Annotated in this window: 24 protein-coding genes; 10 read left to right on the top strand and 14 right to left on the bottom strand. The window is 48.3% G+C overall.

The features are described 5' to 3' along the window. Nucleotides 1–12: 12 nt before the first annotated feature. Nucleotides 13–2,109 (bottom strand): S8 family serine peptidase, encoded by a 2,097-nt coding sequence (locus tag AC5JR3_RS17245; protein ID WP_495847922.1) that lies wholly within the window; start codon nucleotides 2,107–2,109, stop codon nucleotides 13–15. A 304-nt stretch (nucleotides 2,110–2,413) separates the two neighbouring features. Between AC5JR3_RS17245 and AC5JR3_RS17240 the strand changes: the two genes are divergently transcribed. From AC5JR3_RS17240 to grxD, 3 genes are all read left to right on the top strand, one after another. Further along, a complete protein-coding gene (locus tag AC5JR3_RS17240; RefSeq protein ID WP_495847780.1) occupies nucleotides 2,414–3,031 on the top strand; it encodes a hypothetical protein in 618 nt (205 codons plus the stop codon). Between the two features lie 37 nt (nucleotides 3,032–3,068). Further along, nucleotides 3,069–3,329, top strand: coding sequence for a BolA family protein (locus tag AC5JR3_RS17235; protein WP_495847779.1), 261 nt, complete (start codon nucleotides 3,069–3,071; stop codon nucleotides 3,327–3,329). A 64-nt stretch (nucleotides 3,330–3,393) separates the two neighbouring features. Next, nucleotides 3,394–3,717 (top strand): Grx4 family monothiol glutaredoxin, encoded by a 324-nt coding sequence (grxD, locus tag AC5JR3_RS17230; protein ID WP_495847778.1) that lies wholly within the window; start codon nucleotides 3,394–3,396, stop codon nucleotides 3,715–3,717. A gap of 123 nt (nucleotides 3,718–3,840) precedes the next feature. On the opposite strand, the gene AC5JR3_RS17225 is transcribed toward grxD, so the two are convergent. After that, complete coding sequence (locus AC5JR3_RS17225; protein WP_495847777.1) at nucleotides 3,841–4,851, bottom strand: glycosyltransferase family 2 protein; 1,011 nt, start codon at nucleotides 4,849–4,851, stop codon at nucleotides 3,841–3,843. A 358-nt stretch (nucleotides 4,852–5,209) separates the two neighbouring features. Beyond that, the gene (locus tag AC5JR3_RS17220) at nucleotides 5,210–6,352 is read right to left on the bottom strand and encodes a peptidoglycan recognition protein family protein (RefSeq protein WP_495847776.1); all 1,143 of its coding nucleotides are present in this window, start codon (nucleotides 6,350–6,352) and stop codon (nucleotides 5,210–5,212) included. 348 nt (nucleotides 6,353–6,700) lie between these two features. On the opposite strand from AC5JR3_RS17220, the gene AC5JR3_RS17215 reads away from it, so the two are divergent. Next, a complete protein-coding gene (locus tag AC5JR3_RS17215; protein WP_495847775.1) occupies nucleotides 6,701–8,695 on the top strand; it encodes a glycoside hydrolase family 10-like protein in 1,995 nt (664 codons plus the stop codon). 178 nt (nucleotides 8,696–8,873) lie between these two features. Here AC5JR3_RS17215 and AC5JR3_RS17210 read toward each other — a convergent pair whose 3' ends face one another. Next, the gene (locus AC5JR3_RS17210; protein ID WP_495847774.1) at nucleotides 8,874–9,851 is read right to left on the bottom strand and encodes an AEC family transporter; all 978 of its coding nucleotides are present in this window, start codon (nucleotides 9,849–9,851) and stop codon (nucleotides 8,874–8,876) included. 147 nt (nucleotides 9,852–9,998) lie between these two features. Here AC5JR3_RS17210 and AC5JR3_RS17205 point away from each other — a divergent pair, with 147 nt between their 5' ends. Further along, nucleotides 9,999–10,817, top strand: a complete 819-nt coding sequence (locus AC5JR3_RS17205; RefSeq protein ID WP_495847773.1) for a M15 family metallopeptidase — start codon at nucleotides 9,999–10,001, stop codon at nucleotides 10,815–10,817. A 79-nt stretch (nucleotides 10,818–10,896) separates the two neighbouring features. Next, on the top strand, nucleotides 10,897–11,574 hold the full coding sequence (locus AC5JR3_RS17200) for an ATP-dependent Zn protease (protein WP_495847772.1): 678 nt from the start codon (nucleotides 10,897–10,899) through the stop codon (nucleotides 11,572–11,574). A 96-nt stretch (nucleotides 11,575–11,670) separates the two neighbouring features. Here AC5JR3_RS17200 and AC5JR3_RS17195 read toward each other — a convergent pair whose 3' ends face one another. The 4 genes from AC5JR3_RS17195 to AC5JR3_RS17180 all read right to left on the bottom strand — a co-directional run bounded on the left by AC5JR3_RS17195 (nucleotide 11,671) and on the right by AC5JR3_RS17180 (nucleotide 15,698). Continuing rightward, complete coding sequence (locus tag AC5JR3_RS17195) at nucleotides 11,671–12,693, bottom strand: SDR family oxidoreductase (RefSeq protein ID WP_495847771.1); 1,023 nt, start codon at nucleotides 12,691–12,693, stop codon at nucleotides 11,671–11,673. 216 nt (nucleotides 12,694–12,909) lie between these two features. Continuing rightward, nucleotides 12,910–14,262 (bottom strand): glutathione-disulfide reductase, encoded by a 1,353-nt coding sequence (gene gorA, locus AC5JR3_RS17190; protein ID WP_495847770.1) that lies wholly within the window; start codon nucleotides 14,260–14,262, stop codon nucleotides 12,910–12,912. A gap of 80 nt (nucleotides 14,263–14,342) precedes the next feature. Then, nucleotides 14,343–15,203 (bottom strand): CPBP family intramembrane glutamic endopeptidase, encoded by an 861-nt coding sequence (locus AC5JR3_RS17185; RefSeq protein WP_495847769.1) that lies wholly within the window; start codon nucleotides 15,201–15,203, stop codon nucleotides 14,343–14,345. Nucleotides 15,204–15,287: 84 nt separating this feature from the next. Continuing rightward, complete coding sequence (locus AC5JR3_RS17180; protein WP_495847768.1) at nucleotides 15,288–15,698, bottom strand: AbrB family transcriptional regulator; 411 nt, start codon at nucleotides 15,696–15,698, stop codon at nucleotides 15,288–15,290. 399 nt (nucleotides 15,699–16,097) lie between these two features. On the opposite strand from AC5JR3_RS17180, the gene AC5JR3_RS17175 reads away from it, so the two are divergent. The 3 genes from AC5JR3_RS17175 (at nucleotide 16,098) to AC5JR3_RS17165 (ending at nucleotide 17,686) form a co-directional block, all read left to right on the top strand. Further along, nucleotides 16,098–17,099 carry a succinate dehydrogenase/fumarate reductase iron-sulfur subunit gene (locus AC5JR3_RS17175; RefSeq protein WP_495847767.1) on the top strand — a complete coding sequence of 334 codons (1,002 nt, stop codon included), beginning with the start codon at nucleotides 16,098–16,100 and terminating at the stop codon, nucleotides 17,097–17,099. Between the two features lie 32 nt (nucleotides 17,100–17,131). After that, entirely contained in the window at nucleotides 17,132–17,320 is a 189-nt protein-coding gene (locus tag AC5JR3_RS17170) for a chlorophyll a/b-binding protein (RefSeq protein WP_495847766.1), read from the top strand. A 237-nt stretch (nucleotides 17,321–17,557) separates the two neighbouring features. After that, the gene (locus AC5JR3_RS17165; RefSeq protein WP_495847765.1) at nucleotides 17,558–17,686 is read left to right on the top strand and encodes a hypothetical protein; all 129 of its coding nucleotides are present in this window, start codon (nucleotides 17,558–17,560) and stop codon (nucleotides 17,684–17,686) included. A 102-nt stretch (nucleotides 17,687–17,788) separates the two neighbouring features. On the opposite strand, the gene AC5JR3_RS17160 is transcribed toward AC5JR3_RS17165, so the two are convergent. The 6 genes from AC5JR3_RS17160 to psbX form a co-directional block, all read right to left on the bottom strand. Next, nucleotides 17,789–18,289, bottom strand: coding sequence for an orange carotenoid protein N-terminal domain-containing protein (locus AC5JR3_RS17160; RefSeq protein ID WP_495847764.1), 501 nt, complete (start codon nucleotides 18,287–18,289; stop codon nucleotides 17,789–17,791). 311 nt (nucleotides 18,290–18,600) lie between these two features. Next, nucleotides 18,601–20,046, bottom strand: a complete 1,446-nt coding sequence (locus AC5JR3_RS17155) for a trypsin-like peptidase domain-containing protein (RefSeq protein WP_495847763.1) — start codon at nucleotides 20,044–20,046, stop codon at nucleotides 18,601–18,603. Nucleotides 20,047–20,262: 216 nt separating this feature from the next. Further along, the gene (locus AC5JR3_RS17150) at nucleotides 20,263–20,775 is read right to left on the bottom strand and encodes a TolB family protein (protein WP_495847921.1); all 513 of its coding nucleotides are present in this window, start codon (nucleotides 20,773–20,775) and stop codon (nucleotides 20,263–20,265) included. Nucleotides 20,776–20,786: 11 nt separating this feature from the next. Further along, entirely contained in the window at nucleotides 20,787–21,296 is a 510-nt protein-coding gene (locus AC5JR3_RS17145; RefSeq protein ID WP_495847920.1) for a TolB family protein, read from the bottom strand. 144 nt (nucleotides 21,297–21,440) lie between these two features. Next, a complete protein-coding gene (locus tag AC5JR3_RS17140; protein ID WP_495847762.1) occupies nucleotides 21,441–22,238 on the bottom strand; it encodes a Ycf66 family protein in 798 nt (265 codons plus the stop codon). Nucleotides 22,239–22,493: 255 nt separating this feature from the next. After that, nucleotides 22,494–22,613 (bottom strand): photosystem II reaction center protein PsbX, encoded by a 120-nt coding sequence (gene psbX / locus AC5JR3_RS17135; protein ID WP_495847761.1) that lies wholly within the window; start codon nucleotides 22,611–22,613, stop codon nucleotides 22,494–22,496. 91 nt (nucleotides 22,614–22,704) lie between these two features. On the opposite strand from psbX, the gene AC5JR3_RS17130 reads away from it, so the two are divergent. Beyond that, a complete protein-coding gene (locus AC5JR3_RS17130; protein ID WP_495847760.1) occupies nucleotides 22,705–22,887 on the top strand; it encodes a hypothetical protein in 183 nt (60 codons plus the stop codon). The last annotated feature ends 7 nt before the right edge of the window (nucleotides 22,888–22,894 follow it).

The following is a 22,894-nucleotide window of genomic DNA, read 5'->3' as shown; positions in this document are numbered from 1 at the left end:
GATTTTTATTCGTTACACTCCCAACGTTAATTCCCAACTTTTGAGCGTACCTGTATCCACAGGCGCATAATCGACGACCAAAAGTTGCCAGACACCAGCGGCGGGTTGGTTAAGCAGTTGCTTGAGGGTGGGAGTTGTTTCTAGAGCGTAAGTCGTTTGCAACTGAGTGGCGGTACCTAAGGTGCGGTTTTGCAGCAATACGGTTTGACCATTCGGTGCTTTTAAACTGACTTCGATATCCCCTAAAAATTCATGCTCAATGTTGACGGCGATTTGGATATCGCGCACGGGGGCGGAGTTGGTGACGCGAATTGCACTAGTGACGCCTTTGGGTTCATTGTCAGGAATCGGAACAGAGGTTTCATTTTTTGCCTGTAGCTGTTGGGATGCTGCCATCTGGCTTACCCGTTGTTTGGCAGCTTGTACAGCTTTAAAGGCATTCACTTTGCCGTAACCAAACCACTGCGAGTGTCCTGTCGCGTCATAGGTTCCCAGTCGCAATCCTAGCTGCGGATCGGCATCCTGTTCGACAATTTTGTCGGCCGTGTCTTGTAAAATGCGTTTAACTTCCTGGGCGCTTAAGTTGGGGTTGGCAGAGAGCACTAATGCCGCGACGCCAGCGACGACGGGACAGGCGCTGGAGGTGCCGCCAAACGTATGAGTAAAGTCCCCTATGTCATACCCTGCCGCCCCAAGTTGGTCAGTGGTGAAAATGCCTAGTCCGGGCGTGGGTACGGTTACCTCTGGGGCAGTAGCAATAAACCCTTTTTGCTCAAACCACATTCCCGGTGGGGCATTATTGCTGGGGGCGCAGACGGAGATATTGCTTCCCCAGTTGCTGTAAGCTGCTTTTTTATTCAGGCTAGTACAAGCAGAAACAACGATCGCATCGGGATGGATGGTGAAGCCCCCTAACCAGTTTGTTGGCCCCCGCAACAGGTTATTAGGCCACTCCCGCTCAAGAATAGTGCCACTCAGGGGGCGATTAGCATTCCCGGCAGCAAAGACAACTACACACCCTTTGCCTTGGCGTCCTTCGGTAGCGGTACGAGTGAGGACGGCACGTTGTCGCAAGGAAAGAGGAAAGTATACAGAAGCCGCGCCCCAGCTACAAGAGACAACGCTAGCATTATGTTTAATCACCCAGTCAAAGAGTTCTTCAATGCTGCCATCGTCCAAAAAACCTGTGGTGCGGAGGGGCATTAAAGCACAGCCAGGGGCAACTCCAACAATACCACTGCCGTTTTCTTCCGCTACAGCGACTCCCGCGCAGGCGGTGCCGTGACTTTCTTGGGGGCTTCCGGGTAGGGGGAGAAAGTCTTGGTCTTTAAAGTCTTTGGGGGCAACAATTTTGCCTAAACCTTGAAAGTCTGGATGGTTGAGGTCAATGGAGTCATCGGCAATGGCGATGACAATTGAGCGATCGCCTCGCGTAATATCCCAGGCTTTTTCAGCAAAGATATGGGAACCTGCGGCTAAAAGCGCCCCGCCGTTGTGATGAAGATACCACTGCTGGAGGTATAGAGGGTCAAGGGGGCGGTAGAGGGGTTCTCGCGGGACAATGACGTTGGGTTCAGCCACTAACACCTCTGGACGCCCAATCAGGCGATTGGCAATTTTGAGCGGGTTTTCCGTGGCTTGGGCGGTAACTTGAAACACAAAGGTGTGAGGGATGCCGACAACAGGTTTAAGGGCTTGTAAGCCAAATTCACTGGCGATCGCCTCCCTCTGGCTTTCCCCTACCTCGGAGGCAAATTGAATTGTAATTTCATCGGTTAAATAAATAAGCGTTTCTGGACTCGATTGCAGTTGGTAAACATGGCTAGCAAAGGCAACATTTTCCGATGCCCGTGCTGCCTGCATAGCGGCATCTTGATTCTTGGGGTCAACGACAAATTCTGCTAACTGAGCGGTTTTGATTTGCTGGCTATACTCTGCGGGGATTTGTTGGGATAGGTTGGTGTCGTCTGAAGTCGGGCGGATGGTGAAGCGATCGCTAAGTTTCTCTAACAGCAGTTCCTCTCCGCCGCGCTGTAACATCCTGCCCACACTTGACTCTGGGACGCCAGCATTTTGAGGAGATTCAGCAGGGTCAGGGCTACGGGTCATCAGTTCTTCTCCTGAGGTTGCGAGGGGGCTAGCCAGGGTAATTTTGATACCCATCAGGTCGCTGAGATTACTCAAAGAACCGTTGAGTTATACAGCTATTGAGTAAATTTAATTGGCACTTGTTGAAAGCGAGCAATTCCATCTTTGCAGTTGATGGGGAACTTTACCCAGAAACTGATAGTCAATCCACGCTTAAGACTTCAGGTAGCCGTTGGCGGAGTATTTTAACTTACGACCCATCTGGCAATGATAAGATACCCGAAGCTTGAGACCCTCTTGTTTTTGCTAACCCCTAAATTATTTCATGCTCTCTTCTGGAACTGTTCGTCGCCTTGGCTTTACTTGCCTTGTTTCCTTACCGTTCATAACGGCTTTGGCACTGCTGCCACCCGCACAGGCTCAACAACCGGGTTCGCTACCAGAAGATACTGGCTTCCAGCCAGACTTATCGGACCCCAACAATCTCCGTCCCCTAACTCAAGATGCCAGTCTTCTGAGCATGGCAGGTGGACAGCGTTTAATGGCAGAGGCAACTAGTGCCGTCAACTCCCAAAACTACACCGATGCTGCCAAGAAGCTTCAGGACGCCCGCCAGGTTTTTAACCAACTGTCCAATTTTTACCAACAGTTGGCGTCAAGCTTTTCCGGGATCGATAATCGGGTTTTTGATGCCCAACGGCGCAAAGCAGTAGAAACGGCTGAAATGCGCGATGAAGCCACCTATCAACTAGCTTTGGTACATCGAGCCCAAAATCTCCCTGAGTTGGCAGTACCGCTGTTGATTCAAATTGTCCGCTCTCAAAACCCCACCCGCGAACTCGGCAAAAAAGCTTACCAACAGTTATTAGAACTGGGGTTTGTTGATGCGCCCTATCCTACACCCCGTGGCAGTCAGTCCTCCTCACCTGCACCTGAACGCTAAGGTAGAGTTGTAACATTACAGTGAAATGGGGGTTGTAATGGTTAGCCTAGAGCAAGTTGAGGCACTAATCAAAGAGAAGTTGCCGGATGCCATCATACAGGTTCAAGATTTGACAGGAGGCGGCGATCATCTGCAAGCCCTTGTCGTCTCTTCTGAGTTTGAAGGGAAAAGCTTGATCAAGCAACATCAGCTCGTTTATGGCGCGCTGCAAAACGAAATGGCATCAGAAGCGATTCATGCCCTAGCGTTAAAAACCTATACCCCGCAAGCTTGGGAAGCTACAGGTCAAACTACTTGAAGACTATTTCCTGAGTTGAGTACACTGGAAGTAGAGGCGATCGCTAAGGAATTTACGTAAAACTATGACACCAGAACTGAAAGAACAAATTGATAAACTCGTTAATGAAAACAAAATTTTGGTTTTCATGAAGGGCACTAAGTTGATGCCCCAATGTGGGTTTTCCAATAACGTTGTCCAAATTCTCAACACATTAGGTGTTCCCTACGAAACTGTAGATATTTTAGAAGAGTACGAAATACGTCAAGGGATCAAAGAATATTCCAACTGGCCGACAATTCCTCAGGTCTACATCAATGGGGAATTCGTCGGTGGTTCTGACGTAATGATCGAAATGTATCAACAGGGTGAATTGCAGCAGATGGTTGAAGTTGCCCTGGCTTCTTAAGACTCGACACCTGAAGTGAAGATATCTTTCAATTCAATAGTGAAATTCAAGTCCGCCTAGCGCGGGCTTTTTTTATGCTTTGCTAATGGCAGTAAAAGGAACCATTACTAATTAAAATCACCTCTAAATAGAGCGGTCGGGTTTATATTCAACAGGATTGGAAACGCTTTTTGTCACTCCCTCACTACTATTAAAACCGTAGGAATCTCGCACTAAATAGAGAGGTCTTCCTTTTACCTCTTCATAAACCCGACCTAAATATTCACCAATAATTCCTAAGCTAATTAGCTGCACGCCTCCTAGGAATAAAAGCGCCGCCATAATGGAGGCATATCCAGGTAAATCGATGCCAGCAACGAGGGTACGAATCACTAAAAAACTGGCATAAATAAAGGAAGTTAAAGAAATAAAAATTCCAATATAGCTCCAAACTTTTAAAGGAAGAAAGCTAAAAGAAACAATTCCATCCAGGGCAAAATTCCACAGTCGCCAGTAGTTAAATGTTGTCGAACCTTTATGTCGTGAAGGACGATCAAAAAGGATTGAAGCTTGCTTATAACCTACCCAAGCAAATAAACCCTTCATAAAGCGAGTGCGCTCTGGCAGTTGCTTAAGGGCATCAACAACACGGCGGTCTAAAAGCCGAAAATCGCCCGTATCGCGAGGAATCGGGACGCGACTGATTTTATCAATCACGCGGTAAAAAGCATTGGCTGTAAAGCGTTTTAGCCAGCTTTCACCCTGACGCGATCGCCGCGTAGCATACACCACATCATAACCTTCACGCCACTTAGCAACTAGTTCCTCAATGACTTCCGGTGGGTCTTGCAAATCCGCATCAATCGGCACAACAGCCCTACCTGTCGCAAAATCAATTCCCGCAGTTAAAGCTACTTCCTTACCAAAATTCCGAGACAAATTGATCACTTTGATATCCGGATTGTGGCGATGATGCTCAATCAAACACTCAAGGGTCTTGTCTCGGCTGCCATCATTCACACAAATCATCTCATACTTTAAATTGAGAGGCTTGAGGGCAGAAATTAATCGCTCAAATAGATAATCAATATTAAGCTCTTCATTATAAAGAGGAACTACTATAGAAAGTTCTACATCGCTCGAATTTGTAGACATAGAATCAAAACTTGACTAACTATTAACTATTCCAGCCAAAGATATCACTTCATCACCCCTAGTGTCCCTACAAACGGGAAGAAGAGCCTCTTATCTTGCTTCCATCCCCTCCACAAAAAGTTATCAGTAGAGTGGGTAACTATTACCCCTTTTACAATCAAATCATCCTAAATTTGGGAGTAGACCACTGCTTAACTAACTTTGAATGGCACTCACTTAAGAAAATTCATCACAATTGATCAAACCTTGTGCAGGGGGTCTGGGGGAGGCACTCATCCCAAGCTTGGGGGGCTTCCCCCCAATCCCCCCAAGCTGGGTTTTCTCAAGAACGACCCTTTTTTCCTCAAATCAGTGACATTCAACTAAGGTTTAAAGTTGTCCAGGTTTTTGACCCGACAATACCATCGGCATAAATCCCTTTCGCCTTTTGAAAAGCAATCACCCCTGCTTTCGTACCAGCACCGAAGATACCATCGGCAGGCCCCAGATTAAATCCTAGGGCAAGCAATCGTTGTTGTACCTGCTTGACTTCCAGACCCACAGCTCCTTCCTGAAGCGGCAAGAATGTCTGCGAGATTTCATTACGCCACTTTTGGGCAAACTGCTCTAAAACAGCCGGGGAAACTTGCTGACGCAGCCAGTCAATAGCTTGGTCTTGGTGGGGTAAGCTGCGGTAATACCTATAGGTGTCCACAAGATTAATCGGAGTCGGCTTTTCTGGAGCCTTAGACTCCTTAGTCAGCAACTCCCAGGTTGCAGGGCCAACAATCCCAACCGGCTCAAGGTTGTGAAACTTTTGAAAGCTGATCAGCGCCTCTCTCGTCCCAGCACCAAAAATCCCATCAATCGGGCCAGCGTTGAAGCCCTGGGCTTTTAGAAGTTGTTGTAACTCCTGAACTTTCAGCCCTGTTGACCCTTCTCGGAGATAATCCCAACTAGGCTCTCCCAGTCGTTTACGCACCTCTTGCCGCAACCGGGGGAGTTGGCTGTATAGCCAGTTACCCGGACACTGCGTTGGGGAAAAGTCGCGATGTCCTTTAATGTTGTCAGGACTAATTTTGGCTGACGAACAGATAGAAGTACACAACTCTACCAAGCTGTTCCACTGTCTTGCTCCCATTTGGTAGGTTGTAAACGTGCCTTCGTTTTCAATTCCTGGTGACTCATTACCTTTGGTATTACCCGAATGAGCGGAAACGATAGAACGTGCTCTCTTGATTGTCGATAAAGAGTTGTGGCGACCTTCTAGGAGAATGCCACCCGTTGTGTTCAAAAAGTTGTGACCGGAATCTACCCAGCCAAAACCATCCATATGTGCTTGTTGAATGCTTCTTGCCAGCTCACGCGCCGAGGCGAGATTACCGCGTGATAAATCATTGGGAGGATTGGGAGTCGCCGTATGGTGAATGATTATGTACTGGGGAATCGTTTCTGATTGCCACTGCTTCGGGGGTCTTGCTCCCCACTCTTGGGTAGAAATAACGCTGGCAGTAAAAGACATCGATAGATGGTTCCTTGTAAATCACAACATTGATGGCATTGGTGACACGATTCAGTCGGTTGACGCTTCGTTTCTAACTAATCAAACAAGGCAGCGGCAAGACATGACGATAAGGTGACACACTTCTTAAGAAGATTAAGCGCGGCTCTGCTTGATCAACTCAGCGGGTCAACAACTGCCGCCATCTCTAAAATTGGGGACTGAGAGCGCTTTTTGTTGGAATCTAGTACAACAGCTATAAGGTGGGCAATCCCCCTGACGGATGGATTACAGCCGCACTGCTTCCTTGCCTTCAGTTTTCCCGGTGTTACAATCAGCACGTTTGTCGCTGGCTAGAGCAAGTTATGTATGGTTGCTTCTTCCAATCGCTTTTCTGATAGTCAAAACCATTGGGCACGTTTATTTATTGAAGGATTAGCCCAGGGTGGCTTTGTTAGTGGGTTCCCCAATGGAACGTTTCAACCCAATCGGGGCATGAGCCGAGCTGAATTTGCCGCCTTGATCAGTAAAGCATTTCCTCAGCCGGGAAAGCGTAAGTATGTCCCATTTGTGGATGTTCCGGCTATTCACTGGGCATCAGCGGCAATTCAAAAGGCTTACGAAACGGAATTTTTATCGGGATATCCTAGAAATTTCTTCCGTTTAGATGCGAATATTACCCGATTAGAGGTGTTGCTGTCTTTGGTGAGTGGGTTGGAGTTGGCAGCAAACGTGACCGGAAGTGTCAAAGCCGCCCTACCGGAGATTTATCGCGATGCCAATCAGATTCCGGATTGGGCGCTCAATAGTGTGGCAGCAGCGACCAGTGCAGGCATTGTGGTGAATTATCCCGATGTGAAGTTACTCAAGCCCAATCAAGTCGCTAGTCGGGCTGAGGTAGCCGCGTTTATCTATCAAGCGTTGCTTTATCTGGGGCGGGTGCCGAAAATTGACTCAAGTTACATTGTGGTGCGCTTTGAGACGGTGAATGTTAGTCATCGGCGAGAGTTGCGGGGGGTGTGGATGACAACAAGCTGGAATATTGACTGGCCTTCCCAACGCGGATTATCGGTGGAGCAGCAGCAGCAGGAGTTGCTGCAAATCATTGAGCGCATTCAAGCGCTCTCATTGAATACATTAATTATGCAGGTGCGACCTGGGGGCGATGCGCTGTATGCTTCGCAACTGGAACCTTGGAGCGAGTGGCTCAGTGGTACGCAAGGGAAAGCACCTGAGCCATTTTATGACCCTTTGGAGTTTGCGATCGCCCAATGCCATCAACGCAACATTGAATTGCATGCCTGGTTCAACCCCTACCGCGCCCGCACCTCCACAGAAAGATCTCCCAACGTCCGCCCTCACATTGCCGTCACTCATCCAGAATACGTCTACCAGCACGGCAACGAACTGTGGATGGACCCAGGCGCGAAAGCGGTTCAAGACTTAACCTATAACGTAATTTTGGATGTTGTCCGACGCTACGACATTGATGGCGTTCACCTCGATGACTATTTCTATCCTTACCCCGTCGTCGGTCAAACTTTTGCGGATCAGAAGACCTACAGCGCCTATCAAGCCACTGGCGGCAAACTCAGCCTGGGTGACTGGCGTCGGGACAATGTCAATCAAATGATACAGCGCCTCTTTACTGGAATTCATGCCACGAAACGGCATGTGAAGTTTGGCATCAGTCCATTTGGCATTTACCGTCCGGGCTATCCGGCTCAGATTCAGGGACTCGATCAGTATGAAGTGCTCTATGCTGACCCGAAAAAGTGGCTGGAAGAAGGCTGGGTAGATTATCTAGCGCCTCAACTTTACTGGCGCATCGATCCTCCCGCCCAAAGTTATCCCATTTTGCTGAAGTGGTGGACAGAGAATAATCCCAAAAACCGCCACATCTATGCCGGGAATCGCTTAAGTATGCTCGATAGTAAGAACTGGCCAATTTCTGAGTATGAACGGCAAGTTGAGATAACTCGCAACAATACCCCGCAATTACCGTCAGGCAATATTTTTTACAACATGAAGGTCTTTACCGAAAATCGCCTGAGCGTTGTTGATGCCTTTAAAACCACAATCTACCCCAACCCAGCACTGGTACCGACGATGCCGTGGTTGGATGATGTCCCCCCTGCTTTGCCTACAGGTGTCGCCGCAAAAGTCGGTAAGCTCACTTGGAATACGGCGATTGGCGATATTCGGTCTTGGACGCTCTATCAGCAACAAGGCGATCGCTGGAAGCTAATACGTATTTTAGGGGCAGCGACAACCAGCGTTACCGTAGAACCCGGAACTTATGCCCTGTGCTCGGTAGACCGGATGAATAATGAAAGTGCAGGAGTAATCGCGGTTTTAAGATAAGCCCAGTTGCTAGAGAAAAAGGTTTTAACCACTACTGCTGCAAAATATAGAGCAATCTGATGTGGCTGAGTTAACGCTGCAAATTGTTTGTGGCGATATTTTGGGTACTTATAAGGAATAATTGGCACCTCTGGCTCAGTATATGGTTAAAGCTGGGAAAGGATGAAGTATGAAAGAGTTAGAACAGAAATAACCAGACTGGCAGGGTTAACAAAAGTCCCGTTGAGCCGATAGCAAGAGCGGTAACGGTTAAGTCACGGTCGAGATCGTAGGCTTCGGCAATGATTAGGGTGGCAAAAGCTGGAGGCATTGCCATTTGCAAGACAATGACAAGCTGCGGCGGCCCCGTGACTCCAAGTTGTGCTAAAACAAGCCCTAAGATCAGGGGCACGAATAGCATTTTAATGGCAAGACTAACTGAAGCTCGTTTGAGTCCGCCCCACGAATGAAGCTGACTTAAGCGCATACCAATCAGTACCACAGCCAGCGCGATCGCACTCCAGGCAAATGCGTGTAACCCTTCCTCTACCAGCTCTGGTAAAGGGATCTGACGAAACCCCAGCCCTAAGCCTAAACTCCATAATGCTGGGTTGTACAAGAGCGCTTGTATCAACTGGCGGTAGCTTTGCGCCTCCTTGCCAAAGCGAGCCGCTAAAATCACTCCTAAGCCATAAGCCCCAATAGTTGTTCCCAGCATGTCATAAAAAAGCGCCCAGCCAAAGTATTTTTCTCCGACTAAGGTCAGCGTGATGGGAAAACCTAAGTAGCCCGTATTGCCCACCATTGTTGACAACAGAAAACTGCCCTGGGAGGGTTTACTCCAGGAATTGTCAGACACCTGAAAGTTTTCATTGCTGATATTGGCAGACTTCCTCAGAGTTTGTCCTTTAATCCAACTCCAGGCAAGCCCTGCTCCTAGCAAAATTGCCATCCATGCCGCTACAGGGGCAATCCAGACTCCTCCTGACAAGTCAGCACGGCGCAGAAAGGCAATAATTCCTAGGGGAACGCCGATCCAAAAGAGAAATTGACCAATGAAAACTGGAATTTTTTGGGGTACAAAGCGTCCCAAGAACCACCCGAAAAGGGCACCGCCGCCTAGCTGAATGTAGAGTTTAATTAGCGGTTGTAAAAGTTCGGGCTCTAGACTGGGCATAGTTGAGTCAGAAAACTGAGAACTTTTTGATGCTAAGACAGTTTTTAAATGGAAGCTGTCTAGGCAGATAGAACGTCAGCGAGTACTGACCCCGGTTAAAATTTGGGAAAGTTTAAGTAATGACTACAAGCGTGGAGGAGGGCTTTCTTGAATAATGCAGGCAGCGAGGGACAACCAGCAAATCTTCCAGAGCCTATAATCGACGATATTCCCGAAGCTGTGCGGGACAAGCCCGTAACAGAGTCTCGGTCTCTGCTGAAACCGCAGATGCTGCTGATTGGAGGATTGGGAGGATTTGTAGCGATCGCTGTTGTTACTGGGCTGTTTCTCTCCCGTCCCCAGGCTGAGGCTCCTGTGGTATCCTCTCCAGACTCAAGCGCAACGAGTAGCCCAATCGCCGGGACTCTAACCCCTGGAGCCGAGAACATCCTCGGACATCTTGTTTATGAGGAAGCCCCTGCTTCGGAACTAGAACCGATTACTAATGATGGAAGCCTCCAACTCCGCAAGGCGGCGGCGCAACAATATAAACAGATGTCTGCCGATGCCCGTAGAGCTGGTGTGATCTTAGTGCCGATTTCTGGTTTTCGTACTGTTGCCCAACAACAACATCTGTTTTTTGATATCAAAGCTCAACGGGGACAGGACACCAGCAAACGAGCCGAAGTCAGTGCGCCCCCTGGCTACAGTGAACATCACACAGGATACGCGATTGATATTGGTGATGGTAGATCCCCCGCAACCAACTTAAGCCCTCGTTTTGAACAGACGGCTGCTTTTAATTGGCTAGAAAAAAATGCGGCACGCTACAGCTTTGAGCTGTCCTTCCCAGAAGGAAATCCCCAAGGGATCAGCTATGAACCTTGGCACTGGCGCTTCGTTGGCGATCGCCACAGCTTGGAAACCTTCTACAAAGCTAAAAACCTCACTCCCGAAGCAGAGTTAGAGAATTCCTCAACGCCTTGAGTAGGGAGTGGGGAAGATAAGGATGGAGTGCGTTAGCGCCGCTCTCTCGAAGCCCAGGATGGAGGATGAAGAAGAACAAATGCCGCAAACTACTCTGAATGTAATTGCAATTAGCGTCTTTGGGATGACGCTTTCAGTTTTGCTGGGCCCATTACTGAATATTCCTCCCGCGATTCCTGCGGTGGCTACGCTGAGTGTTTTGAGTCTTGCCACCTTAGATACGATTAGCTTTCAGGGAAAAGGTATCACGCTCTTATTAGATTGGTTGGCGGGGACTTCGGGACAGCATCGCGATCGCGTCTTGCATCATGAAGCTGGACATTTTCTTGTCGCTTACTTCCTCGGCATCCCCATTACTGCCTATACCTTGACTGCCTGGGAAACCTTCAAGCAAGGTTATCCTGGCTCAGGGGGTGTCCTCTTTGATTCTGACAGCCTGAAAGACTCTCTTAACCAGGGTCAAATGCGCTTAACCCTAGATCGATTCTGTACGGTGTGGATGGCTGGAATTGCTGCCGAAAACATCGTTTATGACAGCACCGAAGGGGGTGCAGAAGACCGAGCCAAGCTCCAAACTGCCCTAATATCCTTTGGGCGGACGCCTAACGAAGTTCCGATCAAAGAGCGCTGGGCAGAACTCCAAGCTCATAACATGATTGAAAAACACCGAGCGGCTTATGATGCTCTAGTCAGCGCCATGGAACAACGTGCTTCAGTGGCGGAATGCTATCAAGTCATTCAGGAAAATTGTCATTAGTGTGTACTTAGGAGTCTAGTTGTTCGTACTGCTCAACGGCATTAATGGCGATCGCTTTCACCAAAAAATTGTTAATTAAATTGGCAGCGGAGGCTTTTAAGCTTGATTCCTGTTCTTAAAGGCTTCTGCTGCAAACAACGCAGCGGCTCCCAAGACAGGAAGTGCGATCGCACTCCACTTCAATGCTGGATTCTTGACTACCCAATCCGAGATACTAGGTATTGTTAGCTCGTTAAAATCGCCCTCGACTTGGCAATATCCCTCCATAGGTTCGTAGAGATTGTCCGGCGCATTCTCAGACTTTGGCTGATCGGTTCGCTGTCCAGGGAAGCCAACGAGCGTCAACACAACATCCAGCAGTTCTGGCGAAAGCCGTTGTGCCAAATCTAATATTCGCCCCACGTCCCCGACAATAAAGTCGCGGGTTGGGTTTTCAGCCACGTAGAGAATGGCATCTACAACCAGACTGGGTGAGTAGTAAGGCGGTATCCCCGTCGGCTTGACTCCTAGCTTGGTACGAACATGGTTGTAGTAGGGCGTGTTGATTACGGCGGGTAAGATGCTCGTGACGCTGATGGGTAATCCCTCATGTTTCAGCTCCACGCGCAAAGATTCTAGGAAACCTTCAACACCGTGCTTGGCAGAAGAGTAAGGGCTTTGCAGGGGTAGCGATCGCCGTCCTTCCATGGAAGATATATGAATCAATGCTCCTCGTCCTTCCTGCTTAAGGTAGGGAAGTGCTGCCATTGCCCCATACACCTGTCCCATTAAGTTGACGTCGATGACGCGCTTAAACTCTTCTGGGGTAATCTCGTCGAACTGAGCGAGGATACCTATAGCAGCGGCATGAACCCAGGTGTCCAGTCGCCCGTAAACCTCAACAGTACGATCCGCGATCGCCTTTACCTGCTGGAAATCGGCCACGTCGGCGATAACTGCCGTGGCGTCACCACCGAAGCGCTGAATTTCGTCTACCAAAGACTGTAATCCTGCCTCATTTCGAGCTGAAACAACTACCTTGGCTCCGCGTTTGGCAAACTGTAGTGCTGTCTCCCGCCCAATGCCACTGGAAGCCCCGACGACAGTGACTACCTGTTCAGCGATTGGTTTTAATTGCATTCCAAATACTCCTTCTTTTTAGTGAACGATTAGTTCACAAAACTTATTACTTCTAAGCTAGCTCTGCCAACTTATTGACTCGTCTGTCTAGAGGAACGAGTTGAAGTACCAAAATTCGAGTTCTTGTATTCCTGAATACATACTGACTGAGCAACCGAAAAGTCTCTACTGGTCTTGTGCTGCGGCGAAGACAGCGCCGACTATAAGCGACGGAATTTAATCGAGGGTGAGAAATTCCTCGCCTATGGTTGGATGTATAGCAATCGTGGCGTCGAGGTCTTGCTTGGTTACTCCCTGACGAATAGCAACCGCAAGGCTTTGAATAATATCGGCAGCGCGATCACCTACCATGTGAGCGCCTAATACCCGCTCTTCGTCTCCCTCTACCACTAGCTTGATCATTGTTTTGGTTGATTTATCCTCTGCCCCTAGGCTATACAGCAGTGGTTGAAATTCGCTGTAGTGGCATTGTACCGAGTCGCCAAATTTTTCTCGCGCCTTCGCCTCACTCATGCCTACTGTCGCCGCTTCGGGATGGGCAAAGACGGCAGAAGAAACGTTGTCATAATTCACCGTTTGCGGTTGCTTGCCAAAAGCAGTATGAGCAACAGCGTTACCTTCGGCTTTGGCAACGGGTGTCAGCGGTACGCGGTTGGTGCAATCGCCAACGGCAAAGATGTTGTTTTGGGTGGTGCGGCTGTACTCATCCACCTGAATTTCACCTTTTTCACCCACTTCAACGCCAGCCTTTTCTAAATTAAGACTCTTGGTATTGGGAGCGCGACCTGTGGCAATCAGGACTGTATCTGCTGTAATTGTTTCTTGGCAGTCGCCGGATAAGTTTACCTGTAGCCCTTCGGAACTGTGTTGGATTTCTTTAGCGGTGGTGTTGCAGAGGATGCGAATTCCGCGATCGCCCAAACCTTTTTGCACGCTAGACCGGATATCCCGATCAAATCCAGACAAAATCATCTTATCGGTTTCCACTACGGTGACTTCACAACCGAAGGCGTTCATCATGCTGGAAAATTCCACGCCAATGTAGCCGCCACCGACGATCGCCAGTCGCTTCGGTATAGCTTCTAGGTGAAACATCTCGCGGGAGGTGATGGCATGTTCCTTACCGGGGATGTCGGGTTTAAGGGGATGTCCGCCTACCGCAATCAGGATTTTGTCGGCGGTGATTTGGCGACCATTCACCTCCACCGTATGAGCATCAATGAAAGTAGCTCGACCCCGAATCAGTTCTATCCCCGCTTGCTGAAACGTCTGAAGATAGGATTGGTGCAGTTTATCAATATGCCGATCTACTGCTTGGAGAAATTGCGACCAGTCAAGGTGTCTTTGGCACTCACTCCAGCCGTAGTTCTTTGCCATTCGCTCTTGTAGGGCAAAATCAGCGGCATAGACCATAAGTTTTTTAGGAATGCAGCCGCGATTGATACAAGTGCCACCGATCGCATCCTGTTCGGCAACAGCGACGCGGACGCCATAGGCGGCGGCTCGTTTAGAGGCGGCAAGACCTCCTGGTCCGGCACCAATTACAAAAAAGTCGTAATTATAAGACATAGATAAAATACTGCGATCGCTTACCGAATCACAGCCTACAACAAACCAACTTGGGCTTGACTCTAGATTTAAGGGTATTTTCAAACGAGCCAATTAACCCTAAAGCTGAAAAGCAGGAGAAAAGCGCCCGTCAAAAGCAAGCAAACTAAACCTGCAATGCCTGCTAAAGGATTTTTTCCGATGCCCGTCACCCAAACTGCACCTTTGCCTGTGTAGCTAATTAATGCGGCTGAGTCCAGACAAGTTAGCGCCCAAATCCAACCCGCGTGCAGTCCCCATGCCAATCCTAAGCTGCCGCGATCGCAAATTCGAGCTAGCACTAAAACCATTCCCATTAGCCACAGTCCGGGTAGCTGCGGTAATGTATTTTCCTGCTCCCAAACCAGATGCAAAAGGGCAAAAATTACGCTAGAAATTACCGCCGCTAAGAGAATTGAATAGTCGCGCTCTAGCTGATTAATTAAAAAACCACGAAAAACTAATTCTTCAATAACGCCAACCCCCAGCCCCAGTAAAAGGATGGGTAGCCAAACTCCTGCTAAGTTCTGAAAATTGTCTGAATTCCATTGAATCCAGCCCCATCTCCACTGCCCAGCAAACACTACGGCAATTCCCAATACTCCTAAACCAAAACCGATTACTAAGGAAATTAGAACATTGGGTTGCCAGTCTAAGCCGTAACTAGAAAAAGCTGTTTGTGACCGCCAAGAAGCCCCCCATAAAATTAGGGGGGCTACCAAGTAAAGGGCGACCATTAGGGGCAGTTTTTGCTGAGTTGTCATAACTTGAGGAGGACGCCATTTCACCACTATTGCTATTGGTATGGCTAAGGGCAACCACAGCACTGCCCAAATTATGAAAAAAAATGTCACTTTTTCCAGGGCGGTTGATGCTGCCAGTGGCAGCAGCCACTGACTAGCTGCCTGATCAAAAATCGCCATTGATGAAATTATCACACTGCCGGGAGTAACACTCATCAAAAAAGTTCAAGAACAGACATATGATAACCCGCCCTGAAGCAGAATCTATTCAATCTCAGATTCTTCGTCTTCAGGTGGCTTGTTAGGATCGCTATCTACCTGTTTGAGGTGGATATGCTTGTAGCCTAGTTTAATTTCAAATTCATCTCCGGGATTTAATCCCATAGCAGAGGTATAGGTTGCACCAATTACAATTTGTCCATTTTTATGAACACTCACGCGATAGGTCGGTTCGCGACCGCGACCATCTTTTGTTCCCTCTGGATCGAGGGGAACACCTTTAGCTGCTAGCACCGCATCATAGAAATCTGTTAGATTGACGCGGGTCTGGTCATTTTTAGTGACGGTATAATAGCCACAACGTTTTGCTGTTTCTCGTCGCGGCAAGTGTGATAGCTCTTTTACTTTTTGAAGCAGGGCTTTCCCCGTTAATGGAGCAGTTGCAGTTTCAGCCATAATCTCGCAAGATATCCTTCAATTTTCAGGATGTGATGGTTCATTTGATGCCAAGGTTTGGCTCTATAAAAAATATATCGTTAAACTCTCTTTGTTGCTAAAGAATTTTTTAAAATTATTCTGAATTTCACCATTTAGAAATTTCCCGATTAGACAATCATAGATAACACTTATATCAGTAACGTTGCCCTAGCGGCAGTTTTCACATTTTGCCATTAAAGCAGAAACATTTTAATATAAAAAGCCCAATTAGTGTCTTAAAATGTAAGCAGTAGGAAAAAAATCATCGCTTTCTCTCTCAAGCAAGCGATAACAGTGGCAAATAACATAGATTGCTGTTGGCGGTGAATCGATACCGATCGCTTATACAAAAGCTTGAATAAATAAGAGTATTAGAGTATGCAAGTTTGCTTCAAAGTCATTCGACAGACGCAAAATACTCCCCCTCAGATTCAGAGTTATACCCTGGATGTCAGCGAAGGAAACACGATTCTCGAATGCCTAAATCGCATTAAGTGGGAGCAGGATGGAAGCCTTGCTTTTCGCAAGAATTGTCGCAATACAATCTGCGGTAGCTGTGGAATGCGCGTTAATGGTCGCTCGGTGTTGGCTTGTAAAGAAAGTATTGGTGCTGAGTTGGCAAAATTGCCTGACCGCTCAGGTCTAGAAATGCCAGAGATTACTATAGCGCCAATGGGAAATATGCCCATCATTAAGGACTTAGTGGTGGATATGCAAAACTTCTGGGATCACCTAGAAGCAGTCGATCCCTACGTTAGTACCGAGTCACGAGCCATTCCTGAGCGGGAGTTTTTGCAGACCCCACAAGAGCGATCGCGCTTAGATCAAATGGGTAACTGTATTCTGTGCGGTGCTTGCTACTCGGAGTGTAATGCTCGTGAAGTTAACCCCGAATTTGTCGGGCCTCACGCCCTCGCGAAAGCTCAAAGGATGGTAGCCGACTCTCGCGATGACCAGAAAGAAAGCCGCTTAGAAGCCTACAACCAAGGGACTCAAGGGGTTTGGGGTTGCACTCGCTGCTATATGTGTAATGCGGTTTGCCCGATGGACGTTGCGCCGATGGATCAAATCGGTAAAATCAAACAAGAAATTCTCGACCGCAAAGATGCCCAAGCTAGCCGCCAAATTCGCCACCGGAAAGTACTAATCGATTTAGTTAAAGACGGAGGCTGGATTGATGAGCGCCAGTTTGGGTTGCAGGTTGTGGGCAATTCTTTCCGGGATATAGGAGGTTTAATCAGCCTTGGTCCCTTAGGATTAAGAATGCTGGTTCATGGCAAGTTTCCCTTTGTATTTGAACCGTCTGAGGGGACTGAAGAAGTGCGATCGCTCATTGAGTCGGTGCAAAACCTAGAATCTCACTCATCAACCGAGTCTTAATCTTTATCTACTCTGGAAGCCAAGTAAAACCTATGAATTCTGAACTACCTACTGCTCCTCAACCCTCCTCAGAAGGGTACAACCAACCCGCACCCGCTTTTGGATGGACGTCCTACGCTGAACAAATCAACGGACGGTTTGCCATGATTGGGTTTGTTGGTTTATTAATCCTGGAAATTCTGACTGGTCAAGGCTTATTAACCTGGACGGGAGTGCTTTAGGACTGAGGGCGTGTTTTCACTCCTTCCCTGTCGTCAAATTCAGATCCCCCAGTTTCACCCCCATCCGGGAGAGCTGGTTCATTTTCCTATAATGCTGTAGACGTTGGCTCGGAACGTCTGGAGGAAATTCATCCATCTCAAGAGCTTGTCTGACTGTTGCTATAGCAGGAGTAGCTTGTTCAAATACTGAAGCAACGCCTCCAACTGAAGCTTCCTGACCCAGAAGCGACTGCGCGAGTGGTTATTGGCAGCCTCGTTTATTTCGTGATTTTACAGGAGGTGATGTATGGCAAGAAGATTCTGCCTATGGAAAGCGATCGCCTAATCGATAGCTTAGTTGACAGGATTGTCCCTAATCAGGGTTAACCAAATTCCTTCCCGTTAGTGTTAAAAAAATTAAGTAAGGGGACGAGAATACCCCGTCCCCCTGAAAAATTAAGTTAATTAACTAGGTTTAGTCTCCCCAGGTTACAGCACCTTACTTAAAAAAGCCGCTTGCTGTTCGGCATCTAAAGACTTAAGGGAGGTAGCTAAAGATTGCACCTCTGAAGAAGGCTGGTTGTCAGCGAGAATTGAACTGATATTCCCACCAGTCGCTTGAGCGAGTTGATACCAAAAAGCCAGCTTGGCTTCAGTCTTCAAAGAAGAGTACTCCTTGGTTGGGAAAGTGTCTCCCCCAGTCACCAAGTCACCCAGCGCCGCACTAGGATTCGGGTCAAGCTGCACTTGGTCTGTCTTTTCGCTTTCATCTAAGAAAAACGCCCGGATCATCTGCAATTGCTTTTGCTCCGACTGTTCTTTAACTTGATTGATAAGCTTAGTCACCTCAGGTGAGGATAGGTTTTGAATATCATCGGGTTTGACAGAATTGCTCACTGAAGAATAGAGCATCCCCAGTACTGCTAGCCGATCTTTGACATCCAGACTGTTAAAAGTCTGCACAGTTTCTTTAACTTCAGTTGATGGCATAATATTGCTCCAAAAATTTATAACTACTTGCTTTGGTGCTTCCGTAGAAGCAAATAACGCTCTTTTGAAAGAGAGTAAGAAAGTTTTACAAACGAAGATGTGCGCTCGTCGATTTGGGAGCGATCGCGTTTAACGATTGAGGATTAACTTTCACCTCAAGGCTAAACGTTCAATCCCAAGCTATTGACTATAAAAAGGCAGAAGCTCAGGCAAAAAGTTAAGAAAAATAAACACCTCCCAAGAAAGAGGTTTATTCGGTTGCCAATTCGCAGGTTTGATGGCTGGAAAGGGATAACGGTAGGGGCTGATCCTCAACGAATCGCTAAAAGGTAACGACCTCTACCCCGGCGTTCGTAAGCATTCACAACAACACTGTAGGTGCCTGTACGGGGCAGATTGATCGTCAAGAGGGAATTAGAATCGCTAGGGCTAATATCGTCATGTTCGCCAATCAGTTGACCATCGGGGTCGAGCAGTGCTAGGTAGGTATCAAAATCAGGGCTAGCCAGAGAAATCGTTACTGATTGACCAGCACGACCTTGAAAGGTGTGGGTGCGGTACAAGCTACCATCCCTCGGCAAGATAGAAGCGCCCCGATCCAAAACGCCCTGGTGTTGCAAGATAAAGTTGCCTGGCGTTGTAGAACGGTTTGCTGTCGTTCCACTGGCTACCGCTTTGAGGCTATAGTTTCCCGCTTGTCCTGCCTCATAGGAGTTTGCCATCAACAGATAAGCCCCATCCGCAGGTAAGGTTGTGGCAATTCTGGCATTAGCACCGCCACCACTATCATCATCTTGAGCCACTTCTGTGCCATCGGGAGCAATGAGAATCAAGAAGGAGTCAACTTCCTGACTGCTCATGTCAATCTGGATGCGCTGACCTCCTTTGCCTTCTAAGGTGTAGAGGTCAAAGAAGCTGTTATCGACGGGGAGAATGTTGCTACCTGGACTGAGCCTTCCTGCGATCGCCGTGCCATTGAGAGCAAGTGGTTTAGGTGAGAGGTTGCCAGGGATGGGACTTTGGCGTTGAGCGGTGCGAGGAGCACGTCCGCTGCGGACAGCCGTTAGGAAGGATTGGGTTCGTTCTAAGTCAATGGCAAAGCCAATGCCGATATTTCCCTGACTGGGGTTATTGGTGAAAATTGCTGTATTAACGCCGAGCAGTTCGCCCTGGCTATTGAGGAGAGGCCCGCCGGAATTACCAGGATTGATGGCGGCATCCGTTTGTAGTAAACCGCGATCGCGATCGATGCGACTGACAATTCCTGTGGTAAAGGTTCCCTGAAAGCGACCAAAGGGATTGCCAATAGCAAATGCCCGTTGACCGACTTGTACAGGGCTTTGAGATAAGGATAGGGTAGGGAGATTTTGTCCTGAGATCTTCACAACGGCGAGGTCAAGTCCGTTTTCACCAAAGCCAACAACCTCGCCCGAAAACTGGCGACCATCAGCGAGAGTCACCTGCACGGTACGAGACTCGGCAACCACATGGGCATTCGTTAATATCAGCCCATCAGAGCTGATAATACTGCCGCTACCAGTGCCATCCCCAGCGTCAATTGAAACGACGGCGGGGCTAGCTTTTTGATACACCCGAATGTTGATTTGCTCATCGATATCTTGAGCAAAAGCAACATTGGGCTGAAGCGATAGATTCAGCAGGTCAATAGGCGCGATCGCATTTATCCCAGTCGCACCAATGGCAGCCGCAATGGCGATCGCTCCCGATCTGGCAATTCCTAGGCTTCTGGTACTCATCTTTTGAGGGTTTTGAGGCGATTTAGTCTGTTTTAGCATAGGGATGGACAGGGGCAGGGGCTTCCCTTGGCGATCGCGAATTTCTTTCATATGCCTATGATTCGGAACCTGTAGAATCAATGTCTTGCTCAACCACTTCAATGTTCCACTGACCTAGGCGTGGGGTGTTGTGGCTGTGTAACGAACCACAACAAGCACAGAGTACACAGAGGAGAGTTACTGAGGAGCCATGGGAATATCCAGGAGTTGCCCGGAGCGGCTATAAATGAGAATGTCCCATTGACCATTGGCGCTGGATTCAAAGGCAATGGTGCTGCCATCAGCGCTGATGATGGGGTTTTTCACTTCAGCGCGGAGGTTCTCTGTGAGGTTCCGCAGTTGGCGGGTTTCGCGGTCGTAGAGGTAGATATGGGATTCGCCCTGACGGCTAGCCGCAAAAACAATGCTGCGCCCATCTTCTGAGATGGTAGGGTGAGAGGCGATCGCATCGAGTTGATTAAGTCCGGGTAAGTTAATCAGCCGTCGCTCTGTGGCATCAAATAAGTAAATGTCTTGACTCCCGTCACGATCGGAGACAAAGACGACGTAGCGGCTTGCCAGGTGGGGCATCAGTTCTGAGGCGGGACTGTTAAGGCTACGTCCGGCGGGATCGAAGGGAAAATTGAGCAGGCGCTCTGGGCTGCTACAACTACTCAAACTAATAACCAGGACAACAACGGCGACGAGAATAAGGAAACGCTTCACGGTCGAGAAGTTTTTCTGCCATCAAAGACATCTAATTCAATGTTAGAACCCCGGTCTAGCACTTCGATATCCCATTGACCACGGCGCGAGGTTTCAAAGACAATGTAGCGACCATCGGCACTGATGCGGGGATTTCTAACCCAGCCCCGATAGTTTCTAGTTAGGGGTTCAGAGCGATTGCTAGCACGGTCGTACAGTTCAATCTCTGGGCGTCCCCCATCACTAGCCATATAGACAAGATAGCGACCTGTGCGGCTGAGGCTAGGATTTTCAGAAATGCTCCCTTGCTGATTTAAGCGTGGCAAATCTACAAACTGCCGACGTTGTAAGTCATAAACTACAACTTCATGGCGTCCGTCGCGGCTAGACACAAACGCCATAAAACGACCATTACCACTTAACGCTGGTTGCTGGTCAGTGTAGCGGCTATTGAGGGTAACTGATCCCTGGATTTGGTTAGTGGGGTTACAAGCCACCAGAAAAGCCACAAGGCTAAAGTGGAGCATCCCCTTTAGCCCGCGCACAATTAGCCGTTTCAACTTAGCTAGTTTCACTTTCACCTAGACTGTGTCATCAGTCATTAGCGAAACACCAGGGACTAATGACAACCTGCGAGCAATTAGAGCATTGCTATCTGAGCGCTACCCTGTTTAATATTCAAAATCCCTCGAACTGTCTCTATCGTCTTCGGGAGTGTCTATCGGTTGATAGTCCACATACTCGCTTGAGGCTGCCTCTGTATCCATTTCCGTCACTGATTGCCTGCCTTGATCTTGAGAAGGACGGCGTCGTCTCCTACCCGTTGATGATTCAGCCGGAGAATTGCCAGGACGGTTACTGCTACGACTGCTACGGGAAGGCTTTTCCTCCCGCTCATCTAATGTCGCTTCCCAGCCATCCACAGGACGTTCTGTTGGGCGACTAGGGGCTGGACGAGGGCGACGCTTGCGGGGACGTTCTCCCGGCCCCAATCGTTCAGCATTCCCACGACTCGATGAGCGACGGGTGCGAGGCTCTCCTTCGTAGGTAGCTGTGCGGCTGCTGCGAGGGTCTTCAGTTCCCCGCAGGCGACGATTGCTGGGTCGCTCATCTACAGGCTCAAGTTCATCCAACTCAGCGCGATACACCCGACTCACAGGTCGATCATCATCAACGATGGGTGTACTCCGCTTTGCCTGTTCGGTCGCAATGCCACGCATACGAACTGTTTCAAAGGCAAAAAAGATTGTTGAACCCGTTAGGAGGAACTGACCAAATTGTAAAATTGGGTCGAGTCGCCATCCTTGAAATATCAAAATAAAGCCGCACAACAGACCGACGGCAGCGAAGAAAATATCGTGGTCTCGCGCTAATTCTGGACGTACTGAGCGCAGGAAGTATAGTGATGCTCCTGCAACTGCCAGAAATATACCTAAAATACTGGCTGAGTTCAGCCCAACATTTACCATTGCTGCTCTCCTAAGTCAGTCCTATGGTAGCGAGTTATCCTGCTTATGTTTCTACTTTGACTAAACATAATGGGAGCTACAATTGCCCGTTATGCCTCTCAATAAAACCATTCTATGATATGCGATCGCTGCTACTTTCTAGGGATTACCTTGATCGAATCTTAAGCTCTTGAGCTAAAACAGGGCAGCGGAGGTCATTGCTGCCCTGTTTGTATCTAAAGCTAAAGATTTGATCTAATAAGTGACGGTTTTCGTCTAGGAACGTTCGATTTTGTCCCTCTGGCTAACGAAGATTAGCCCAGCAACGATAGGAACAACCACAATCAATCCGCCCCAAAGGAGACTGTACAAAAAGTTTGCTAACGAGGGAGTCATAGAACCTTAATCCTTTTTGATAGTTCTTCATACTAATTCTAATGGTCTGGTTCCTGCTTGAGAAGCCACTTGGGGTGCAAGTTTTGTTGTGATGGATGCTTTAGTGGTGTTTAAACTCTGGTATAAAGGCAGCAAAACCCTTGATAAACCAACTGTTTTGACATCTGAGGGAGGAGTGGTACTTGTTTTAGAGGGTGCAGTTTCCCAGAGGCGATCGCCTGTAGAACTACGCTTTAATAGAGCGTTAAGATTAATATCACTACAAAGCTTATAACTTTCTG

This window comes from Kastovskya adunca, assembly GCF_059505785.1.
The sequence above is the reverse complement of the archived record's forward strand: the minus strand, read 5'-3'. Positions and strand labels throughout refer to the sequence as shown.

What these genes read in the sequence shown, in the direction of transcription:
- AC5JR3_RS17245 (WP_495847922.1), bottom strand. Translation starts at nt 2,109, where the DNA reads ATGACCCGTAGCCCTGACCCTGCTGAATCTCCTCAAAATGCTGGCGTC.
- AC5JR3_RS17175 (WP_495847767.1), top strand. Translation starts at nt 16,098, where the DNA reads ATGCAAGTTTGCTTCAAAGTCATTCGACAGACGCAAAATACTCCCCCT.
- grxD (WP_495847778.1), top strand. Translation starts at nt 3,394, where the DNA reads ATGACACCAGAACTGAAAGAACAAATTGATAAACTCGTTAATGAAAAC.
- gorA (WP_495847770.1), bottom strand. Translation starts at nt 14,262, where the DNA reads ATGTCTTATAATTACGACTTTTTTGTAATTGGTGCCGGACCAGGAGGT.
- AC5JR3_RS17130 (WP_495847760.1), top strand. Translation starts at nt 22,705, where the DNA reads ATGGATGCTTTAGTGGTGTTTAAACTCTGGTATAAAGGCAGCAAAACC.
- AC5JR3_RS17170 (WP_495847766.1), top strand. Translation starts at nt 17,132, where the DNA reads ATGAATTCTGAACTACCTACTGCTCCTCAACCCTCCTCAGAAGGGTAC.
- AC5JR3_RS17145 (WP_495847920.1), bottom strand. Translation starts at nt 21,296, where the DNA reads ATGCTCCACTTTAGCCTTGTGGCTTTTCTGGTGGCTTGTAACCCCACT.
- psbX (WP_495847761.1), bottom strand. Translation starts at nt 22,613, where the DNA reads ATGACTCCCTCGTTAGCAAACTTTTTGTACAGTCTCCTTTGGGGCGGA.
- AC5JR3_RS17160 (WP_495847764.1), bottom strand. Translation starts at nt 18,289, where the DNA reads ATGCCATCAACTGAAGTTAAAGAAACTGTGCAGACTTTTAACAGTCTG.
- AC5JR3_RS17240 (WP_495847780.1), top strand. Translation starts at nt 2,414, where the DNA reads ATGCTCTCTTCTGGAACTGTTCGTCGCCTTGGCTTTACTTGCCTTGTT.
- AC5JR3_RS17200 (WP_495847772.1), top strand. Translation starts at nt 10,897, where the DNA reads ATGCCGCAAACTACTCTGAATGTAATTGCAATTAGCGTCTTTGGGATG.
- AC5JR3_RS17195 (WP_495847771.1), bottom strand. Translation starts at nt 12,693, where the DNA reads ATGCAATTAAAACCAATCGCTGAACAGGTAGTCACTGTCGTCGGGGCT.
- AC5JR3_RS17180 (WP_495847768.1), bottom strand. Translation starts at nt 15,698, where the DNA reads ATGGCTGAAACTGCAACTGCTCCATTAACGGGGAAAGCCCTGCTTCAA.
- AC5JR3_RS17155 (WP_495847763.1), bottom strand. Translation starts at nt 20,046, where the DNA reads ATGAGTACCAGAAGCCTAGGAATTGCCAGATCGGGAGCGATCGCCATT.
- AC5JR3_RS17140 (WP_495847762.1), bottom strand. Translation starts at nt 22,238, where the DNA reads ATGGTAAATGTTGGGCTGAACTCAGCCAGTATTTTAGGTATATTTCTG.
- AC5JR3_RS17210 (WP_495847774.1), bottom strand. Translation starts at nt 9,851, where the DNA reads ATGCCCAGTCTAGAGCCCGAACTTTTACAACCGCTAATTAAACTCTAC.
- AC5JR3_RS17185 (WP_495847769.1), bottom strand. Translation starts at nt 15,203, where the DNA reads ATGGCGATTTTTGATCAGGCAGCTAGTCAGTGGCTGCTGCCACTGGCA.
- AC5JR3_RS17235 (WP_495847779.1), top strand. Translation starts at nt 3,069, where the DNA reads ATGGTTAGCCTAGAGCAAGTTGAGGCACTAATCAAAGAGAAGTTGCCG.
- AC5JR3_RS17215 (WP_495847775.1), top strand. Translation starts at nt 6,701, where the DNA reads ATGGTTGCTTCTTCCAATCGCTTTTCTGATAGTCAAAACCATTGGGCA.
- AC5JR3_RS17220 (WP_495847776.1), bottom strand. Translation starts at nt 6,352, where the DNA reads ATGTCTTTTACTGCCAGCGTTATTTCTACCCAAGAGTGGGGAGCAAGA.
- AC5JR3_RS17225 (WP_495847777.1), bottom strand. Translation starts at nt 4,851, where the DNA reads ATGTCTACAAATTCGAGCGATGTAGAACTTTCTATAGTAGTTCCTCTT.